At 63.0% G+C, this 18,480-nt stretch carries 18 protein-coding genes; 12 read left to right on the top strand and 6 right to left on the bottom strand.

The window, feature by feature from the left end:
- Window positions 1-248: 248 nt before the first annotated feature.
- The 5 genes from GR328_RS06460 to GR328_RS06440 all read left to right on the top strand — a co-directional run bounded on the left by GR328_RS06460 (window position 249) and on the right by GR328_RS06440 (window position 4,386).
- Window positions 249-2,228 carry an acetyl/propionyl/methylcrotonyl-CoA carboxylase subunit alpha gene (locus GR328_RS06460; RefSeq protein ID WP_160883697.1) on the top strand — a complete coding sequence of 660 codons (1,980 nt, stop codon included), beginning with the start codon at window positions 249-251 and terminating at the stop codon, window positions 2,226-2,228.
- 55 nt (window positions 2,229-2,283) lie between these two features.
- Window positions 2,284-2,721: a DUF1489 family protein gene (locus tag GR328_RS06455; RefSeq protein ID WP_160883696.1), complete on the top strand. Its 438-nt coding sequence runs from the start codon at window positions 2,284-2,286 to the stop codon at window positions 2,719-2,721.
- A 24-nt stretch (window positions 2,722-2,745) separates the two neighbouring features.
- Window positions 2,746-2,997 (top strand): hypothetical protein, encoded by a 252-nt coding sequence (locus tag GR328_RS06450; protein WP_160883695.1) that lies wholly within the window; start codon window positions 2,746-2,748, stop codon window positions 2,995-2,997.
- Between the two features lie 80 nt (window positions 2,998-3,077).
- Window positions 3,078-3,434 carry a hypothetical protein gene (locus tag GR328_RS06445; protein ID WP_160883694.1) on the top strand — a complete coding sequence of 119 codons (357 nt, stop codon included), beginning with the start codon at window positions 3,078-3,080 and terminating at the stop codon, window positions 3,432-3,434.
- 241 nt (window positions 3,435-3,675) lie between these two features.
- Entirely contained in the window at window positions 3,676-4,386 is a 711-nt protein-coding gene (locus tag GR328_RS06440) for a J domain-containing protein (protein WP_160883693.1), read from the top strand.
- Window positions 4,387-4,480: 94 nt separating this feature from the next.
- On the opposite strand, the gene GR328_RS06435 is transcribed toward GR328_RS06440, so the two are convergent.
- Window positions 4,481-5,998, bottom strand: coding sequence for an SPOR domain-containing protein (locus GR328_RS06435; protein WP_160883692.1), 1,518 nt, complete (start codon window positions 5,996-5,998; stop codon window positions 4,481-4,483).
- A gap of 255 nt (window positions 5,999-6,253) precedes the next feature.
- On the opposite strand from GR328_RS06435, the gene GR328_RS06430 reads away from it, so the two are divergent.
- The 4 genes from GR328_RS06430 (at window position 6,254) to GR328_RS06415 (ending at window position 9,985) form a co-directional block, all read left to right on the top strand.
- A complete protein-coding gene (locus tag GR328_RS06430; RefSeq protein ID WP_160883691.1) occupies window positions 6,254-6,589 on the top strand; it encodes a phasin family protein in 336 nt (111 codons plus the stop codon).
- 263 nt (window positions 6,590-6,852) lie between these two features.
- Window positions 6,853-7,245: an ATP-dependent Clp protease adapter ClpS gene (gene clpS, locus GR328_RS06425; RefSeq protein ID WP_047188441.1), complete on the top strand. Its 393-nt coding sequence runs from the start codon at window positions 6,853-6,855 to the stop codon at window positions 7,243-7,245.
- A 29-nt stretch (window positions 7,246-7,274) separates the two neighbouring features.
- A complete protein-coding gene (gene clpA, locus GR328_RS06420) occupies window positions 7,275-9,737 on the top strand; it encodes an ATP-dependent Clp protease ATP-binding subunit ClpA (protein WP_160883690.1) in 2,463 nt (820 codons plus the stop codon).
- On the top strand, window positions 9,734-9,985 hold the full coding sequence (locus GR328_RS06415; protein ID WP_160883689.1) for a hypothetical protein: 252 nt from the start codon (window positions 9,734-9,736) through the stop codon (window positions 9,983-9,985). The genes clpA and GR328_RS06415 overlap by 4 nt, the downstream gene beginning before the upstream one ends.
- Before the next feature lie 338 nt (window positions 9,986-10,323).
- Here the strand turns inward: GR328_RS06415 and GR328_RS06410 are convergent, their stop codons facing one another.
- The 3 genes from GR328_RS06410 to GR328_RS06400 all read right to left on the bottom strand — a co-directional run bounded on the left by GR328_RS06410 (window position 10,324) and on the right by GR328_RS06400 (window position 12,781).
- On the bottom strand, window positions 10,324-11,499 hold the full coding sequence (locus GR328_RS06410) for a GNAT family N-acetyltransferase (protein ID WP_160883688.1): 1,176 nt from the start codon (window positions 11,497-11,499) through the stop codon (window positions 10,324-10,326).
- 62 nt (window positions 11,500-11,561) lie between these two features.
- Window positions 11,562-12,314, bottom strand: a complete 753-nt coding sequence (locus GR328_RS06405) for a glycerophosphodiester phosphodiesterase family protein (RefSeq protein WP_160883687.1) — start codon at window positions 12,312-12,314, stop codon at window positions 11,562-11,564.
- Window positions 12,311-12,781, bottom strand: coding sequence for a RidA family protein (locus tag GR328_RS06400; protein ID WP_160883686.1), 471 nt, complete (start codon window positions 12,779-12,781; stop codon window positions 12,311-12,313). The genes GR328_RS06405 and GR328_RS06400 overlap by 4 nt, the downstream gene beginning before the upstream one ends.
- Before the next feature lie 241 nt (window positions 12,782-13,022).
- Between GR328_RS06400 and GR328_RS06395 the strand changes: the two genes are divergently transcribed.
- The gene (locus GR328_RS06395) at window positions 13,023-13,859 is read left to right on the top strand and encodes a cell envelope integrity EipB family protein (RefSeq protein ID WP_160883685.1); all 837 of its coding nucleotides are present in this window, start codon (window positions 13,023-13,025) and stop codon (window positions 13,857-13,859) included.
- Here the strand turns inward: GR328_RS06395 and GR328_RS06390 are convergent.
- Both GR328_RS06390 and GR328_RS06385 read right to left on the bottom strand, forming a co-directional pair.
- Window positions 13,850-15,127, bottom strand: coding sequence for a DNA polymerase IV (locus tag GR328_RS06390; protein ID WP_160883684.1), 1,278 nt, complete (start codon window positions 15,125-15,127; stop codon window positions 13,850-13,852). The genes GR328_RS06395 and GR328_RS06390 overlap by 10 nt on opposite strands.
- A gap of 29 nt (window positions 15,128-15,156) precedes the next feature.
- On the bottom strand, window positions 15,157-15,426 hold the full coding sequence (locus tag GR328_RS06385) for a DUF3572 domain-containing protein (RefSeq protein WP_160883746.1): 270 nt from the start codon (window positions 15,424-15,426) through the stop codon (window positions 15,157-15,159).
- Window positions 15,427-15,547: 121 nt separating this feature from the next.
- Here GR328_RS06385 and GR328_RS06380 point away from each other — a divergent pair, with 121 nt between their 5' ends.
- Both GR328_RS06380 and GR328_RS06375 read left to right on the top strand, forming a co-directional pair.
- Entirely contained in the window at window positions 15,548-15,931 is a 384-nt protein-coding gene (locus GR328_RS06380) for a response regulator (protein WP_160883683.1), read from the top strand.
- A 507-nt stretch (window positions 15,932-16,438) separates the two neighbouring features.
- Window positions 16,439-18,277 carry an adenine deaminase gene (locus GR328_RS06375; protein WP_160883682.1) on the top strand — a complete coding sequence of 613 codons (1,839 nt, stop codon included), beginning with the start codon at window positions 16,439-16,441 and terminating at the stop codon, window positions 18,275-18,277.
- The last annotated feature ends 203 nt before the right edge of the window (window positions 18,278-18,480 follow it).

Genomic DNA, 18,480 nt, shown 5'->3' with positions numbered 1-18,480 from the left:
TCCCGATCAGGAATCCGGGACAGCACCGGCCCAGATGGGGAGGGCGAAAGCGTTTCACCTTACGTCAGCCACGGCCTCGGTCCAGGGATCCACCTCTTGTTGGCACTGCCTGCGGGATTTCGCATTTGGGAAGCCGCCGGGTCTCCTACCGGATGCCGAAAGCCCTAGCTTCGGAGGTGACAAGCGGCACAGGTTTTGCTCTAGCTGCTGATCAAACCGAACCTGAAGTCGGATCTGAAGGGATGGCCATGCTCGAGAGTGTCCTCATCGCCAATCGCGGCGAGATTGCCTGCCGGATCATTCGCACCGCCCAACGGCTGGGGATGCGTACGATCGCGGTCTATTCCGAGGTGGATGCGAACGCGCTCTTCGTGCAGATGGCCGACGAGGCCTATCCGATTGGTCCCGCGCCCGCCCGGGACAGCTATCTTCGAATCGACAGGATCATCGAGGTGGCGAAACGGGCCAAGGCAGCCTCCATCCATCCCGGCTACGGCTTCCTGTCGGAGCGCGCCGAATTCGCCGAGACCTGCGCGCGCAACGGGATCGTCTTCGTCGGTCCTCCGGCCTCCGCCATCAAGGCCATGGGCCTGAAGGATGCGGCGAAGGCGCTCGTGCAGCAGGCGGGTGTGCCAGTGGTGCCGGGCTATCACGGCTCGAAGCAGGACCCCGATTTCCTGCGTCAGAAAGCCTATGAGATCGGTTATCCGGTTCTCATCAAGGCGGTCGCGGGCGGTGGCGGCAAGGGGATGAGGCGCGTCGAGAAGGCGGCCGACTTCGATGCCGCTCTGGAGAGCGCACAGCGGGAGGCCGCGAGCGCATTCGGCGATCCGCGGGTGCTGGTGGAGAAGTACGTTCTCGCACCCCGCCATATCGAAATCCAGGTCTTCGCCGACGCGCACGGCAACGTGGTGCATCTCTTCGAGCGCGATTGCTCCCTCCAGCGCCGTCACCAGAAGGTGATCGAGGAGGCGCCCGCTCCTGGCATGACGCCCGAGATGCGGGAGGCCATGGGCCGGGCTGCCGTCGAAGCAGCGCGGGCCGTGGGCTATGTGGGCGCAGGAACGGTGGAGTTCATCGCCGACGGGCGCGAGGGCCTTCGCCCCGACCGCTTCTATTTCATGGAAATGAACACGCGCCTCCAGGTGGAGCACCCGGTGACGGAGGCGATTACGGGGCTCGATCTCGTGGAGCTGCAATTCCGTGCGGCATCTGGCCAGACGCTGCCGTTCACACAGGACGATCTTTCCATCGACGGCCACGCAGTCGAGGCGCGCCTTTACGCGGAAGATCCGGAAAAGGAGTTTCTGCCTTCGACCGGCAGGCTCTGGGCTCTAGAATTCCCGGAAGATGAGGGCATTCGTATCGATACCGGCGTCGAGGCCGGAGCCGAGGTGACGCCTTACTACGACCCGATGATCGCCAAGGTGATCGCCCACGGGGCGACGCGCGACGAAGCGTTGTCGAAGCTCGCCGATGCGCTCGGTCAAACGATCGTCGCCGGGCCGAGAACGAACACGGCTTTCCTGAAGAAGCTCTGTGAGGCGGAGGAGTTCAGGGCGGGGCGCTTCGATACGGGCTTCATCGATCGTAATCTCGAGGCGCTGGGCGCCGGGCCGCATCCGCTCGACGAGGTGGCCGCGTCGTTCGGAGCTGCCGCCTTGATTTCACGGGAGATCGACCGCCTGCGGATGTCCGAGCATCTGAAGAGCGACGAGCCCTCATCTCCTTGGTCGCAACCGGATGGCTTCCAATTGCTCGGAACGCGCAGCGTCGGCATGACGCTGCGCGTGGACGGCGAGCGTGTCGAGGCGCGCGAGGTGTTCAGCTCCCGGCATCGAGGTGTCAGCACGGTGGCCGTGGGTGAGAGCGATCCCTGGGCCGACGAGGGGATCGACCGGGAGGTCGATGCGTCTCACGGGGTCTACATCTTCCGTAAGGGACGGCAGACGCTCGTGCAGCCCTACGATCCCTTCGACGTCGATCTCGAACACATGTCCGAGGGCGGCACGGTGAAGGCGCCAATGCACGGCAAGCTCGTCGCCGTGTTCGTGCAGCCAGGCGACAAGGTCGAGAAGGGGCAGCGGCTCGCCATCGTCGAGGCGATGAAGATGGAGCACGTGCTCCTCGCACCGTCCGATGGCAACGTCGCGGAGATCGCCGCCGAGCCCGGTGCGCAGGTGGCCGAGGGCGCGCGTCTCATTGTGCTGAGGGCGGAAGAGGAATAGGAGTGCGGCGGAACGCGGGATTTTCGGTTCGTCACGCGCATGGTTCAACGCTGACATGGCTCTTCACCTGATCAAACTCTGCGTAGGCTGCGAATCCATCATCGACCTTGAGGAATGGATCGAGGAGAACCGCGCCCATCACCAGCTGCTCGGTCGTGACTACGAGCAGACGCACACCACCCGCATGGTGCCCAAGCGCGTGGAGGAACTCCTGGATGGCGGTTCGCTCTATTGGGTTATCAAGGGGCAGGTGGCCGCGCGCCAGAGGCTTCTGGAGGTGCGCCCCTTCACGGATGCGGACGGCATCGGGCGCTGCCGGCTGGTGCTGGAGCCCAAGGTTATCCCTGTTGAGCCCCGCCCGTACAGGCCTTTCCAGGGCTGGCGCTATCTCGCGCCCAAGGATGCCCCGCGGGACATCGACGGGAAGGCCGGGGACCTTGCCAAGATGCCTGAAGATATGCGGCGTGAATTGGCCGAGCTCGGCCTGTTGTAACATATGTGAATTCCGGAGAGATCCATGATGCGTCAGGCGGCTCTTGCATCGTCTCTGCTCATCCTTGTGGGGCCTGCCCTTGCGGAGCAGTGCCGCATTCCCGATCCGAGACCGGGGCAGCCGCTTCAGGTGCCCTCCACATGCAAGGATGTAGTCCGTCTCAAGCAGCAGAAGGCGGAAGCGCTCAAGAGCGAGCCGGGCGCCATCGATCTGGGGAACGGCACGACGGTTCGTATCGGAGGGCGCGTCCGCGTCGAAACGGGTTGGAGCCGTTAGACTTTTTTGCAGGGGATCATCCTGGAACCCCGCTGCCCGGATTCGCATTGGCCTTGCAGTTCAGTTGAGTGGAGGTTCCGATGCTCCTGTCTGCATCCGAAGGCCGGCACTGGCGTTACGAAGTGTGTGAGCACGAGGACGGCTATCTCGTCCAGATGCGCGATCTGATGACCGGGGAGCTGGACGACGATTTTTCCACGATCTTCCGCACTCTGCCGGTGGCGTTCGCATATGCGGAGATGTCGGCCGCCTACGAGCGCTATGCCGCCTGTGAACTCGAGCAGGTCGAGGACGAGCAGATTGAAATCGATGTGGAAGCCACCGAGCGCCATTTCATCGATTTGAGCGACCGTCTGCACGATTCCGGAATCAACGGTGTCGTGATCCAGGCCTGGGAACGGGAAAGCCAGCGGGGTGTGGGGCGCCTTCTCCACTAGATCATCGAACCTGAGAGCCAATTCGGGCTCCGCGAGAGAATCGATGCGTCTCGGACATCCCTTCCGGTGATCCGGCAAAGCCGGGCACTCCTCCGGACGATGCGCCAAGACGCGCCGCACGGGATTTTGAAGCGGATGAGAAAGCCGGCCCCTCGAAAGAGGGGCCGGCTTTCGTGCGAAAGAGGACTTGTCGATTTACAAGCGCCTCAAGGCAGCCCACATCTTGGGTGGGAATGAACACATGATGCTGCTTTATGGAATTGCCGTCGTCGCCCTCGTGTGGTGGCTGCTCAAGATTTTCGCCCGCTCCGACGCGGCAGCGGTGACCAAGGCCGCAAAGGTCGTCGCGGGAATTACTGCGCTGGGCGCGGCCGTGGTGATCGGCGCGAAGGGGCATTTTGCCTCAGCCGTCCTCCTTGGCGGCCTCGGCGCCTGGATGCTCGGCTGGGGCGGATTGCCGCTGCCGGGTCTCTTTGGCCGTTTTCAGAAGGCGTCCGGCCGCTTTTCGCGGATCCGCTCCGCGATGATCGAGATGGAAATCGACCACGCTACAGGGGGAGTGGAGGGCAATGTTCTCGCTGGTGCTCTCGCTGGACGGCGCCTGTCGAGCCTGGGGCCCGAGAGCCTGCGCCGCCTCTATGACGAATGCAGCGCCCTCGATCCCGAAGGCGTGTCTCTTCTAGAGGCTTATCTTGATCGCCGGTTTGCCGGCTGGCGTGAAGACGCTCAGGGAGATCGAGACACGCGGACGCGCACTCATTCGCAGACGGGCGTAATGACGAAAGATGAAGCCTACCAGATCCTGGGGCTTCAGCCTGGAGCGAGCCTCGACGAGATCAGACATGCGCATCGCACGCTGATCAAGAAACTGCATCCCGACCAGGGAGGGACAGCGTATCTCGCTGCTCGCGTGAATCAGGCGAGAGAAGTCCTGATGAGCCGACATCGCTGATACTCCACGCGCGATTCCGGTTATGATGAGCTGCGACGGAGCGGATACTGCGCACCGTCGCCGATGATTAAAGAGACGAGAGATTAATACTTCGTCAGCCGCGAGAAGCGAAGCAGGCTACACCACCCTTCTTCAGCGCCTTGCAGGCCTTCTCCGCATCGCCGGATTCCTTAAAACCCGAGAAGCGGGCGCGGTAGAGGGTGCTGCCATTCGAGACCACCTTCTCCGTATAGGGAGAAGCCTTGCCGAGCAGCTTGCCGAAGCGGCCGCGGGCGGAGTCCAGAATATCCTTCGCCTTGCTCTCGTCATCGGTCGCTCCGAGCTGGATCACCCAGCCGCTGACCGTTTTCTTAACCTCGGGAACCTCGGCGTTCAGGGACGCGACCTTTGTCGGTTGCGTCTTCTCCGAGGCAGGCGTCTTGGCCTCGATCTTCGCCTGCAGGGCGGCTCTCTGCGAGGCGGATATCTTCGGGGGCTGGGCCGGAAGAGCAGCATAGGCCTGAGCGTTCAGCGGAAGGGGCTCGGCACCCTTCTGCCAGCGGACGGAGGCAGTCGAGGATGGAGTCGTGGTGCTGCTTGCACCCGTTGCGGAAGCAACGACCGGACGCAGGCTGTTCAGGTCGAGGGGCTTGCGCTCGGGGACAGGGATGGTCGGCGGAGCAGCAGGCGCAATGGTGGCCTCCGGCGCGGCCGAGGCGATCTGGGTCGTCTGAGCGCCACGCTCGACCACCGGCGGCGCGATACGGGCACCGGCATAGGCGCGAGGCAGGTAGCTGTCGATGAGGCTCGCCATTTTCTTGTCGCGCGCAGCGGCGGAGCGGCCGCCGAGGACCACGGCCACGAGGCTGCGGCTCCCCGTGTTGACCGAAGTGAGCAGATTGAAGCCGGAAAGGCGGGTGTAGCCGGTCTTGATGCCGTCGACGCCGTTGACCTTGCCCAGAAGACGGTTGTGGCCGCGGATCGTGCGCTTGCCGAACTGGAAGGAGCGTGTATCGAAATAGGCGAAGTATCTCGGGAAGCGATCCTGGATCGCGCGGCCGAGAATGGAGAGGTCGCGTGCCGTCGTGATGTTCGGCGGGGAATGCGGCAGGCCGTGGGGATTGTAGAATTCCGTGGAACTCATGCCGAGCTCCTTCGCCTTGCGCGTCATCATGCGCGCGAAAGCATCTTCGGAGCCGGCGATGTTCTCGGCCACCACGACCGAGACGTCGTTGGCGGAGAGGGTCACCATGGCCTTGATCGCATCTTCCACCTCGATGGTGGAGCCGGGACGCAGGCCAAGCTTGGTCGGGGGCTGGCTCGCGGCGTACTCGGAGACGGTGAGGGGGGTGTTCGTGGTGATGCGCCCCTGTTCGAGCTGCTCGAACAGCAGATAAAGGCTCATCACTTTCGTGATCGAGGCCGGAATGCGTGGCGCGTCGATGTTCTCACCCTGCAGGATCTTGCCGGTTTTCGCGTCCACCACGATGGATGCGGCAGGGGGGTTATAGCCTCCTCTCGAGGAAGCCTTGCGGCGCGCCGCTTCAGCAGGAGCGGAGAACGCAATGGCGACAGAAGTGATAATACCAATAAACGTCCAAGCAGTTCGGCGTCCTACCCAAACCGAAGTCATGCTGAAAAATCCCTATTGAGTTGGGTTTTGGGCCTCCGCGACCGGTTCTCCAAACAGAGAATGTGGCCGGCGCAACACATCGTCCGACCGTACGAGGGTGGGGTTACGAGGGCGTTAACAGGGAAAGGGGCGAGCGTACATATATTTGTGCGCTGCACAATAAAACTTGACATGATTTGTGCAGTGCACATAATGGCTTCCGTCAATCGTTACCGGCACTTGCCGCCATTAAACGCCTAACTGTCGAGGTTAACAATGCTTCAGCCGTTTGCAAACCTGCAAAAGCTTGGCCAGGAGAACATGGAAGCTGCCCTCAAGGCGGCGGGTGCCTTCTCCAGTAACGCCCAGGCGATCGTCAACGAAACCGCCGAGTTCGCCCGCAAGTCCTTCGAGCACAACTCGGATGCGCTCGAGAAATTGGCCGGCGCTCAGAGCCTCGAGAAGGCTGTCGAGGTGCAGTCGGCCTACGTGAAGGGCGCCTACGAGAGCTTCATCGGCCAGTCGGGGAAGCTCGGCGCGCTCTACACCGCGCTCGCTACGGATACCTTCAAGCCCTTCGAAGGCCTCCTCTCCAAGGCCATGAAGGCCTGACACAAGACGCCATCGTCTCGTCGGTTTCGAATGGAACGCCCGGTCGCCACGCCGGGCGTTTCGCGTTTGCGGGCTCGCGCCAGCCTTGAGCCGCCCTACCGGGGAGTGAGAAGATGTCGCGCTTTCCAACGCCGCACCGGGCTCCCATCTGGTTGATCTAGCGAACCGGATGGAGCGACTATACATTTGACTCAGGCGCTGCGGACGAGCGGAAACGCAAGGTGCAGGGCAGGGGGCAAAAGCAAGGGGTCGGTCGAATAATCATGCTGCGGTTAGCTCAGGACACTCTGATCCGGACGAAGCGGTTCCCACTCTCCGCTGCCGGCGGGTCACAGCCCCCTGGCGGCGACGATGATGGCCGCTCGAACACCGCCATCGTCACGAAAGTCAAACCGCGCACGAAACGGCCGAACCTTTACCGCGTTCTCCTTCTGAACGATGATTATACCCCGATGGAGTTCGTGGTGCACGTGCTGGAGCGTTTCTTCAATAAGAACCGAGAGGATGCGACCCGGATCATGCTTCACGTTCACCAGAACGGCGTCGGGGAGTGTGGAGTTTTTACCTACGAGGTTGCGGAGACCAAGGTGACCCAGGTGATGGATTTCGCCCGAAAGCACCAGCACCCTCTGCAATGCGTGATGGAAAAGAATTAGCCGAGACCCGTCTCATAAAGGACAAGCCGTTGCCGAGCTTTTCTCGCAGTCTGGAACAAGCCCTTCACCGAGCCCTCGCTCTCGCGGGCGAGCGCCGACACGAATATGCAACCCTCGAACACCTTCTCCTTGCATTGATCGACGACCAGGACGCGGCCGCCGTCATGCGGGCCTGCAATGTCGATCTAGAAGTCCTTCGCCGGAACCTGGTCGATTACGTCGACAGCGAGCTCGCCAACCTCGTGGCTGATGGACGCCAGGACTCCAAGCCGACGGCCGGCTTCCAGCGCGTGATTCAGCGGGCGGTGATCCATGTCCAGTCCTCGGGCCGTGACGAGGTGACTGGTGCGAACGTGCTCGTGGCGATCTTTGCCGAGCGCGAGAGCCATGCCGCCTACTTCCTGCAGGAGCAGGACATGACCCGCTACGACGCCGTGAACTACATCAGCCACGGCATCGCCAAGCGCCCCGGTCTCTCCGAGAGCCGCTCGCCGCGCGGCGCGGAAGAGGAATCGTCCAACGAGCGCCCGACCCAGGACGAGTCAGACGCACGGGGTAAGAAGAAGGGCGATGCCCTCGAATCTTACTGTGTGAACCTGAACAAGAAGGCGAAGGATGGAAAGATCGATCCGCTCATCGGCCGCGAGGCCGAGGTGCAGCGTACGATCCAGGTCCTCTGCCGCCGCCAGAAGAACAATCCGCTCCTCGTCGGTGATCCCGGAGTCGGCAAGACCGCCATCGCGGAAGGACTTGCCCGCAAAATCGTCCAGGGGGAAGTGCCGGAAGTTCTCAAAGGCGCCACGGTCTTCGCTCTCGACATGGGCACGCTGCTTGCGGGCACCCGCTATCGCGGTGACTTCGAGGAGCGCCTGAAGCAGGTGATGAAGGAGATCGAGCAGCACCCGAACGCGATCATGTTCATCGACGAGATCCATACGGTCATCGGCGCGGGCGCCACCTCGGGCGGCGCCATGGACGCGTCGAACCTGCTCAAGCCTGCTCTTGCCCAGGGCACTCTGCGCTGCATCGGGTCCACGACCTACAAGGAATACCGCCAGTATTTCGAGAAGGACCGTGCCCTCGTCCGCCGCTTCCAGAAGATCGATGTCAACGAGCCGTCGCTGCCGGACGCCATCGAGATCGTGAAGGGCCTGAAGCCCTATTTCGAGGACTTCCACAAGCTCAAGTACACCAACGATGCCATCAAGGCGGCGGTGGAGCTGTCGGCCCGCTACATCAACGACCGGAAGCTGCCGGACAAGGCGATCGACGTGATTGACGAGACCGGCGCGTCTCAGATGCTCGTGCCCGAGGGCCGTCGCAAGAAGACCATCGGGATCAAGGAGATCGAGGCCACCATCGCCACTATGGCTCGCATACCGCCTAAGACAGTGTCGAAGGACGATGCGGAGGTGCTGGAACATCTGCAGGACACCCTGAAGCGCGTGGTGTACGGCCAGGACAAGGCCATCGAGGCCCTATCGTCCGCCATCAAGCTGGCTCGCGCGGGCCTGCGCGATCCGGAAAAGCCGATCGGGTCTTACCTATTCGCCGGTCCGACCGGTGTCGGCAAGACCGAGGTGGCCAAGCAGCTCGCGACTTCGCTCGGCGTCGAGCTCCTGCGCTTCGACATGTCGGAGTACATGGAGCGCCACACGGTGAGCCGCCTGATCGGCGCGCCTCCAGGATATGTAGGCTTCGACCAGGGCGGACTCCTGACTGACGGCGTCGATCAGCATCCCCATTGCGTGCTTCTCCTCGACGAGATCGAGAAGGCGCATCCCGACCTGTTCAACATCCTGCTCCAGGTCATGGACCACGGGAAGCTTACGGATCACAACGGCAAGCAGGTCGACTTCCGTAACGTGATCATCATCATGACCACGAATGCGGGAGCTGCCGACATGGCCCGCCCGGCCTACGGCTTCACGCGCACCAAGCGTGAGGGAGAGGATACGGAGGCGATCAATAAGCTGTTCACGCCGGAGTTCCGCAACCGGCTCGATGCGGTCATCTCCTTCGGTCACCTGCCGAAGGAGGTGGTGCAGAAGGTGGTCGACAAGTTCGTCATGCAGCTCGACGCGCAGCTCGCGGACCGCAACGTGTCCATCGAACTCACGGACGAGGCCCGCGACTGGCTGGTTGAGCACGGCTACGACGAGGCCATGGGCGCTCGCCCGATGGGCCGCCTGATCCAGTCCACCATCAAGACGCCCCTGGCGGACGAGGTGCTGTTCGGTCGGCTGAAGAACGGCGGAGCGGTCAAGGTCGTGGTCAAGACGGACGAGATCGGCCTTCAAAGCCTGGGCTTCGAGTATGTCGAGGGCCCGGTCAAGCCGAAGCCGGAGAAGGACGTCACGAATGCGGGCAAGAAGAAGCCACGGGCAAAGTCGTCCTCCAGGACGAAAAAGTCCGTGAAGCCAAAAGGATCAGGTGGTAATGGGGGCGGAGGTATCCGCACCGTTCCAAAGGTTCCATTGGTTAGAGCATGACGTCCGAGCTGCACGAGGCCCCTGTTGAAGCCACCCGGATCATCGAGCCGCGGCCGAAGCTGTCTTGGCGTGAGCAGCGTGAGCTGCGTCGGCGCCGGCGGATTTGGTTCGAGGAAATCCTCGGCTGGATCCTGGTGCCTGCGATCATCGTCGGCTGCTATTGGCTGCTGAACGTGGGGCTTGCCGCCATGGGAACCTCGCCGGAAGCCTTGATGGAAGGGTTCAGGGCTATTGTCGACGCCCTCTGACGTCGCCTCGGCTCGGGATGAAACAAAGCGCGGACCTGAGGAAGGCCCGCGCTTTTCCTTTGGCGTGGCCCGTCTACAGGCTAAAGCTCACATCCCCCCTTGACCCCTCCCGATTTCCTCCATGTGATAGTCGGGCCTGACCCAGCCACCTCGCTGCTAAGGGCGCCGCACGAAGGGATCGATCACCGGCACAAGGCCTGTGACGACGAGTGGGACTGTGTCGCCCTTCCTATCATGGCCGGGCTTGCCCCGGCCATCCCGATCCGATAAGCGCGGCGCTTTCCGCAGGCGGGATCACCCCTCAAGGCCGGAGATGACGTAAGAGGGGCGGAAAGAGATCAATCCTCTTGCCTGTGCCTGAATGGGGTCGCTTCCGAGAGCTCCCCGGCGGCTTCCGCCACATAGGTGCGCTCCTGGCTCAGATAGGCCTGCACCGCCTTCCTCAAGGAGGGGTCGGCGATGTCATGGGCCGAGGACGTGATCACCGGCCGGTATCCGCGCGCCAGCTTGTGCTCGCCTTGGGCTCCCGCTTCCACGCGGTCGAGCCCCTGCGCGATGGCAAATTCGATGGCCTGATAGTAGCAGACCTCGAAATGCAGGAAGGGGTGATCCTCGATGCACCCCCAATGGCGGCCATAGAGCCGCCTGTCGCCGATGAGATTAAGAGCGCCGGCGATGTAGCGGCCCTCCCGCATGGCCATGACGAGCAGGATTCTGTCGGCCATGCGCTCTCCGAGAAGGGAGAAGAACCGGCGGTTGAGATACGGCCGCCCCCATTTGCGCGATCCCGTATCCATGTAGAAGGCGAAGAACGCATCCCAATGCGCCTCCGTGATCTCACGCCCGGTCACCCATTCGACCGAAATCCCGTTCGCGAGCGCATCCCGCCGCTCCCGCCGGATGGCCTTGCGCTTGCGGGAGGCGAGCGCCGCCAGGAAATCGTCGAAGCTGCCGTAGCCGTCGTTGAACCAGTGGAACTGCTGGTCGTCCCTGTGCAGGAAGCCGTGACCGGTCAGAGACGCGAGATCGTCGTGCTGGAGAAACGTGGCATGGATCGAGGAGGCGCCGATCCGGTCCCTTAAGGAGCGCAAGCCAGCGATCAGATGAGCCCGTACGTCGTCGGCCTGCGCGCCCTCCGACACGAGCAGGCGAGGGCCGGTCACGGGGGTGAAGGGAACGGCGACTTGGAGCTTGGGATAATACTGGCCGCCCGCGCGCTCATAGGCATCCGCCCAGGAATGGTCGAACACATACTCGCCCATGGAATGGGACTTCACGTAGCAGGGGGTGGCACCGAGCAGCGTGCCGCTCTGGTCCTCGACCAGCACATGCACCGGAGCCCAGCCGGTCTTAGGGCCGAGGCAGCCGGAATCCTCGAGAGTCGACAGGAAAGCGTGGGAAACGAAAGGATTGAACGGATCGTCCTCGCCCGAGCCAGTGTGAAGGGCGCATGCGTCCCAGGCGGTGGCAGGAACCGCTTTCAGGCTTTGGGCGATTTTGACTTGGAAGGTCACTGAGTGGAAGGATCCCGCCGTTCGAACCTAGAGCTAATCGCTCGGCGGGACCCTTGCAATGGTCAGGGAATGAACCCTTCGAACACCATCTGGTCCGCATGCTTTTCGGCCTTGGCGCGATCCTCCGGACTCCGCACGGTCCAGGTCATCACGGGAATGCGGCCCAGGAGCCGGCTCAGATAGGTCGAGGCGCAGGGCAGGTCCTTTACGCGCCAGGACAGGAAGTGCGGCTGCATCTCCTCGAAATGCAGCAGGTTCGCCATCCGGTGCTTCTGCTCAAGGGAGAGGAAGCTATCGGACTTCGACGCATATTCGAGTTCGCCGATGAAGCCTCGCGTGATGTCCGGCGCATGCTGGCGCAAGTAGGCGACGATGTCCGGGTCGAAGGACTTTACCACGAAGGGGCCGGGATAGTCCTTGAGGATCTCGATCACGCGCTTGGTCAGGCGCATGTCCCCGTTGAACTTGCTCTTGATCTCGATTACCAGCGGTGTGCGTCCGGCAATCCTCGCGAGGTAATCCTTCAGCGAGGGAATCCTGTCTCCACCCATGGTGCCGGAAATGCCGATGCCGGTGAGTGCCGAGAGATTGCGCTCGATGACGAGACCCGCTTCGCCGGTGAGGCGGTCGAGCTCGAAATCGTGGAAAACGATGGCTTCGTTGTCGGCGGTCAGCTGAACGTCCAGCTCGATGGGGAAGCCGCGCGCGATAGCGGCTTCAGCGGCCGATATCGTGTTCTCGACGACGCCGTTCGCTTTGTCATGGAGGCCGCGATGGGCGATGGGCTTCGCGACGAGCCAGCCGGGCGCGCTCATTTGACTTCGAACATTCCTTCGACCTCGACGCAGGCATCAAGCGGCAGTTCCGCGACGCCGATGGTGGAGCGGGCGTGGCGCCCCGCATCGCCGAGCACCTCAACCATGAGGTCAGACGCGCCGTTCATCACGGGCGCGAGGGCGGCGAAAGTGGGCAAGGCGTTGATGAAGCCGCCCAGCCGGACGCAGCGCACGACGTTGTCGAGGTCGCCGACAGCCGCCTTCAGCTGAGCGAGCAGGTTGATGGCGCACAGGCGCGCGGCTTGCTGGCCGAGTTCGGGAGAGATCTCGGCGCCGAGCTTGCCCTTGTGGGCGTCGGCGAGCTTGCCGTCCTGTCCAAGGCAGAGTTGTCCAGAGATGACGACCAGGTTGCCTGTGCGCACGAATGGCACGTAGTTTGCCACGGGAGCGGCCGGATTGGGCAAGGTGATGCCGAGGTCCTGAAGTTTTTTGTCAACTGCGCTCATGAGAGCCCTCTGCTTGTAACAGTGTGGGGGATTTGTGGCGGATGACGCTTGATGACGCAAGCTGGAACATTGCCCTGTCCTCAAGGTCCTTCTATTTTCGGTGGGCGCACCGCGCGGCACAACGTGGAGCCGGCCTCCCGTGCCGAACGTTGCCCCGCCTGAGCAAGGAAGCGTCGGATGGGTTCCGGAAGCGGTTTTCCGCTTTTCACGACCGATTCCCTGGACGAACTCTGGAGATGACATGCGTTCCCTCATCGTGGCCACCGCCCTTTCCTTCGCCGTGCTTGCCCCCGCCTGGGCTCAGGTCGGGAAAGCCCCTGTTCGTCTCGTTCCGCACAGGGCTGTGTATGACCTGTCTCTCCTGCGCTCCGGAAGCACCAAGGGCGTCGAGTCGGCGAGGGGGCGCATCGCCATGGAATTCGGCGGCGATGCCTGCGACGGTTATACCGTTAAATACCGCCAGGTCACCGTGCTCGACATCAGCGAGGGAGGCTCGCGCACTCTCGACACCCAGACCGCAACCTATGAATCGGGTGATGGTCGATCGATGCGCTTCAAGAGCAGCTCGACCACCCAGGGGCTCGTGCGGGAGGGCATCGACGGCGATGCGCAGCTGCGGCCCGATGGCTCCCTCGACGTGCGCTTCAAGCAGCCCCGGAACGATACCTTCGCGGCCACGGGGCAGCCGGTCTTCCCGACCGAGCACATGAAGCGCCTGATCGAGAAGGCTCGCGACGGGGAGCGCACATACTCCGCACGGGTCTACGACGGTTCCGACGACGGCAAGAAGGTTTATGAGACCCTGAGCGTGATCGGCAACCGGATCGAGCCGGGTGCGGCTGGCGCCGTGGAGGAGCCCGCCCGTCAGGAGGCGCTGGCGAAGAGCCCGCGCTGGCCCGTCACCATCAGCTATTTCGAGGAAGGCCGCGCCGACCGGGAGCCGGCCTATACGATTTCACTCGAGCTGTACGAGAACGGGATCGCCCGCGCCCTGAAGCTTGATTATGGCGAGTTTGCCCTGAAGGGCGACCTCAAGAGCCTGGAGGTTCAGCCCGTCGCGAGTGCCTGTCAACGCTGAGGCTTATTGCGGAGCGCGATGCCCTTCTGAAGGGCGCTCGCGCCGAACTTGTCACGGATCCTGTCGATAGCCAATTCCATCTTAGCCTGCTTGATCACGCTCTGGTCCGCGAGATCGCCGCGATCCGCATCGGCCGCATCGCACAGATCCGCCGCGCCGATCCCGACGAGACGATAGGCCGTGCCGTCGCAGGCCGTTTTAAGAAGTTGTCGCGCCGGCTCGAAGAGGCGTGTGGCGAGCTGCGTCGGAGCTAAGCCCGAACGGGTGCGCGTGAGGAGGCGGAATTCTCTGTCCTTCAGCTTCAGGGTGACGCTGCGCCCGGCGAGACCCGCAGCCTTCAGGCGGCGCGAGACCTTCTCGCACAGGCGCCAGAGGATCGGCTCCAGATCGTCGAAGGATTTGAGGTCGCTCTCGAAGGTGGTTTCCGCAGAGATGCTCTTGGTTTCCCGCTCCGGAGTCACGCGCCGCGTATCCTCGCCCCAGGCGAGGCGGGAGAGCCGCTGCGCATCCCGGCCCAGCGCCTCGAACAAGGTCTTCAGGGAAACCTCGCGAAGATGCTCGATCCGCGTCACGCCCACTTTCGCAAGCCGGGCCTGAGCGGAGGCTCCGATGCCGGGAATGAGGCCGACCGGCTTGTCGGCGAGAAAATCGGAGGCCTCCTCGCGCCCGATGATCGAGAAGCCCCGCGGCTTCTGGAAATCGGAGGCGATCTTGGCGAGGAACTTGTTGTAGGAGAGCCCCACCGAGATCGTAATCCCGATCTCCCGCTCCACCTTTTGCGCGAAGCGCGCCAGCGTCAGGGCGGGGCTCCCGTGGTGGAGGCGCTCCGTGCCAGTCAGGTCGAGGAAGGCCTCGTCGATGGAAACCGGCTCGACCAGGGGCGTCAGCTCCAGCATCAGCGTGCGCACCTCGTGCCCGGCCTTGCGGTATTTCTCCCCGTTGGGCGGGATCACCACCGCGTGAGGGCAGAGCTTGAGGGCCTGGAACATGGGCATGGCGGAGCGCACCCCATAGGTCCGCGCCACGTAGCAGGCGGTGGACACCACGCCGCGCTTGCCGCCGCCGATGATCACCGGCTTATCGGCAAGAGACGGATCGTCCCGCTTCTCCACGGCCGCGAAGAAGGCGTCGCAATCCACGTGGGCGATGGACAGCAGGTCCCGCTCCCGGTGCCGCAGCAGGCGCGGGGACCCGCAAGCTTCGCAGCGCCTCGCCAGGGGCGAGGCTGCGAGGCTGAGGCAATCGCGGCAGAAGGGGGAGGTGCTCATGGTTTAAGAAGTATCTGGGGCGGAGGCGGTCACTCGAACTCCGAGGGGGAGAGGGTCCAATGAGCCGCCATGATGTGCTCCGGCTTGGTGTTCAGCTCCTTCGCCAGGGCGACCAGCAGGGGCTCGTCGGAGGCGACGTAATCGAGAATTCCGGCAAAAAAGCCGGGCTCGGAGGCTGCGGAGCGGATCGTGTCGGGCCTCAGCCCCGAAACCGCCAGAAAGCGGCCCATACGTTCCTCGTCGCTCGTGATGAACGCGAAGGCGCTGACTGCGACGTATTCTGCCTCGTCTCTGTTCATCTTTTTTAAGGGAGTGTTCATGCTGTCGGTTTGCACTTCATCAATAGGTTATGGCCTAACTATACCATTCTCAGAAGAAGTGGGCCGGTGAAATGCCACCTCGGGCCCAGGGACAGTGCCAATGAAGAAGACCGTGCTCATCGTTGAGGACAACGAACTCAACATGAAGCTCTTTAACGATCTCCTCGAGGCTCATGGCTATGCCACGCTGAAAACCAGCCACGGCATCGAAGCCATGGAGCTGGCGCGCGCCCACAAGCCGGACCTGATTCTCATGGACATCCAGCTGCCTGAGGTGTCCGGCCTTGAAGTCACGCGCTGGCTCAAGGCCGATGAGGAGCTGAAGTCCATCCCCGTCATCGCGATTACGGCCTTCGCCATGAAGGGGGACGAAGAGCGAATTCGCGAAGGGGGCTGCGAAGCCTATATGTCCAAGCCGATTTCCGTGGCCAAGTTCATCGCCACTGTTAAAACATACCTCGAAGCGGATGGGGGAGTGCCGTAGCTGTCAAGGCGGGACCGGAGCATTTCTCCAAGAAAATCGACCTTTCCGTTAACTTTTATGGGAAAATGCAGCTTTTCAGGCACATAGGCGCTTGCATCGGCCCATGTTTCCAATATGTTCAAGTTAACTTTCCGCCTCGGCGGAAGAAATGCCCTACGGATGCTCAGGTCCGCCGCATCTCCTGGGACTTCGTGGGCTCGGCCGGGCTGGGAGCGGATCGTTGCCTCCTCAACACCGCTTCCAGCCGGCCACCTTTCCAACGTCCGACCAGCGCCGCAAGGCGCTTTTTTGTTGCCGTTTCCCGAACTCCGCCCTGTCTCAATCTCTCACAGGCTCTAGCTTACCTCCTGTATCCGTTGGTGTTTCGGTCGGGCCGTAAGCGCGAATCAGGAATGTTCACAGGACTTCAGCTTGCAGGTTAAGCTTGGCCGTGACTATTGAGACGAATAGCCGATGCCGCTGGGGAATGGGCCCTGGAGGGTATCGACCCGGAAAAGGGGATCGACCATGGATCAGCGCACACCTTCACTACCCCCGAGATCGTCTCTGACACGGTTTTCCGTGGCGCCGCTGTCTACCATGACCCGGCATCTGGCGGATGTGGCCTCCGGCCGTGCTCCGGCGGATCTGGTTATTACCGGCGCGCGGGTGCTTTCGACCTATAGCGAGCGGATCGCGATTGAGCGGGAGGTGTGGATCGCGGGCGGCCGTATCGCGGCGGTGAAGCCCGCCGGGTCGTACACCCGGGTGAACGGCGCGCCGGGGCGGGTCTACGACGCGAAGGGCGGCATCGTCGCTCCGGGCCTCGTCGATCCCCATATCCATATCGAGAGCAGCATGGTGACCGCCTGCGCCTATGCGGAGGCGGCGCTGCTCAACGGCACCACCACGATCTTCTGCGACAGCCACGAGATCGGCAACGTCATGGACGCCACGGGCATCGAGATGATGCTGGAAGATGCCCGTCTGGCGCCACTCTCCATCTTCCTCACAGTACCCAGCACCGTTCCCGCCACCTCGCCGGATCTCGAAACAGCAGGCGGCGACCTGACGCCCGAAAAGATCGCCGCGCTCTTCGACCGCTGGCCGGAGGCTGCGGCCCTCGGGGAGAAGATGGATTTCGTGCCCGTCACCATGGGTGACGAGAGAAGCCACGCGATCCTGGCCGCCGCGCTCGAACGCGGGAAGCCGGTCTCGGGGCACATCTACGGCCGCGAGTTCGTGGCCGCCTATGCGGCGAGCGGCGTCACCGACACCCACGAGGCCATAGACCGTGACATCGCCGACGACCTGCTCGATGCGGGAATCTGGATCTTCCTGCGCGGAGGCCCTCCCACGACACCCTGGCACTCGCTGCCGGAGGCCATCAAGACCATCACGGAGCTAGGGGCCTCGCACAAACGCATCTGCGTCTGTACGGATGACCGCGACGCGGACGATCTCATGATGTTCGGCATGGATTGGGTGACGCGCGAGGCACGCCGCGCGGGCATGAGCCGCGAGCAGGCCTGGAGCATGGGCTCGCTTCATCCGGCGACGCGTTTCGGTATGGAAGGGGAGATTGGCGGTCTCGGCGGCGGGCGCCGCGCCGACGTGGTGCTTCTCGACGACGAACTGCAGGTGCGAAACACCTGGTACGGCGGCGAGCTCGTGGTTGAAGACAGGAAGATCACTCCCGTTCTCGATCAGGCGCTCTCCAACCGCTACCGCTATCCGGATGCGGCCTATCGCACGGTGCATATTCCGAGCGTTCCGAAACTCGTTCCGGAGCTGCCGGCTCAGGCCTGCACGGCGAACGTGATCCGCGTGGCTCTGCCTGGGATCGTGCTCTTCCACGACAAGGTGAAGCTGGACAAGGAGGAGAGTTGGGAGGCGTTGCTTTCCAGGAACGACCTGACCTTCGTCACCGTTATCGAACGTCACGGGCGCAACGACGGAATGGGCGTCGCGCACGGGCTCCTCAAAAATTTCGGCCTGAAGAGCGGCGCGGTGGCGAGCAGCGTGGGGCACGATTCCCACAACATCATCGTCGCCGGGACGAACGAGGGCGACATGCGCGTGGCTCTGGATGCGCTCATCCGGTCTCAGGGTGGCGTCTGCGTGGTGGAACGGGGTGAGATGGTCGCCATGGTTCCGCTACCGGTCGCGGGGCTCCTCTCCGACAAGCGGGTCACGGAAGTCGCGGAGGAAACACGCGCGCTGAAGGATGCCTGGACGAAGGCAGGCTGCAAGATCCCGTACATGGGCTTCAACCTGATACCGCTCTCGGTGATCCCGGAGATCCGCATCACGGACAAGGGACTGGTGCTCGTGCCAGAGATGGAGCTGGTGCCGCTCTACGAATAGGCCGCCTGCGCCGATCCGGCGCGGGAACGTTGACCTCTCTCAAGGGGGCTGCCGGCCATAGATCCAAGAGTGCTGTTCCCCAGGAAGGGACAGCTATGGCCGATAACTCCCTATGTGACCGGACCCAGGATGTTGAGGCGCTGTTGGAGCTCAGGAGTCCGGGCGGAGCTGGCTGTCCCCGGCGCGCCTCGCGATCCAGGCCA

It is taken from the genome of Microvirga makkahensis (genome assembly GCF_009830105.1).
GTDB lineage: Bacteria > Pseudomonadota > Alphaproteobacteria > Rhizobiales > Beijerinckiaceae > Microvirga > Microvirga makkahensis.
This window is presented reverse-complemented; position numbering and strand designations above follow the sequence as displayed.

Bases quoted from the DNA above. Each gene is read 5' to 3' on its own strand.
- GR328_RS06450 (WP_160883695.1), top strand. From the start codon at position 2,746: ATGATGCGTCAGGCGGCTCTTGCATCGTCTCTGCTCATCCTTGTGGGG.
- GR328_RS06415 (WP_160883689.1), top strand. From the start codon at position 9,734: ATGACGTCCGAGCTGCACGAGGCCCCTGTTGAAGCCACCCGGATCATC.
- GR328_RS06380 (WP_160883683.1), top strand. From the start codon at position 15,548: ATGAAGAAGACCGTGCTCATCGTTGAGGACAACGAACTCAACATGAAG.
- GR328_RS06385 (WP_160883746.1), bottom strand. From the start codon at position 15,426: ATGAACAGAGACGAGGCAGAATACGTCGCAGTCAGCGCCTTCGCGTTC.
- GR328_RS06460 (WP_160883697.1), top strand. From the start codon at position 249: ATGCTCGAGAGTGTCCTCATCGCCAATCGCGGCGAGATTGCCTGCCGG.
- GR328_RS06445 (WP_160883694.1), top strand. From the start codon at position 3,078: ATGCTCCTGTCTGCATCCGAAGGCCGGCACTGGCGTTACGAAGTGTGT.
- clpS (WP_047188441.1), top strand. From the start codon at position 6,853: ATGCTGCGGTTAGCTCAGGACACTCTGATCCGGACGAAGCGGTTCCCA.
- GR328_RS06375 (WP_160883682.1), top strand. From the start codon at position 16,439: ATGGATCAGCGCACACCTTCACTACCCCCGAGATCGTCTCTGACACGG.
- GR328_RS06435 (WP_160883692.1), bottom strand. From the start codon at position 5,998: ATGACTTCGGTTTGGGTAGGACGCCGAACTGCTTGGACGTTTATTGGT.
- GR328_RS06405 (WP_160883687.1), bottom strand. From the start codon at position 12,314: ATGAGCGCGCCCGGCTGGCTCGTCGCGAAGCCCATCGCCCATCGCGGC.
- GR328_RS06395 (WP_160883685.1), top strand. From the start codon at position 13,023: ATGCGTTCCCTCATCGTGGCCACCGCCCTTTCCTTCGCCGTGCTTGCC.
- GR328_RS06455 (WP_160883696.1), top strand. From the start codon at position 2,284: ATGGCTCTTCACCTGATCAAACTCTGCGTAGGCTGCGAATCCATCATC.
- GR328_RS06430 (WP_160883691.1), top strand. From the start codon at position 6,254: ATGCTTCAGCCGTTTGCAAACCTGCAAAAGCTTGGCCAGGAGAACATG.
- GR328_RS06390 (WP_160883684.1), bottom strand. From the start codon at position 15,127: ATGAGCACCTCCCCCTTCTGCCGCGATTGCCTCAGCCTCGCAGCCTCG.
- GR328_RS06400 (WP_160883686.1), bottom strand. From the start codon at position 12,781: ATGAGCGCAGTTGACAAAAAACTTCAGGACCTCGGCATCACCTTGCCC.
- GR328_RS06440 (WP_160883693.1), top strand. From the start codon at position 3,676: ATGATGCTGCTTTATGGAATTGCCGTCGTCGCCCTCGTGTGGTGGCTG.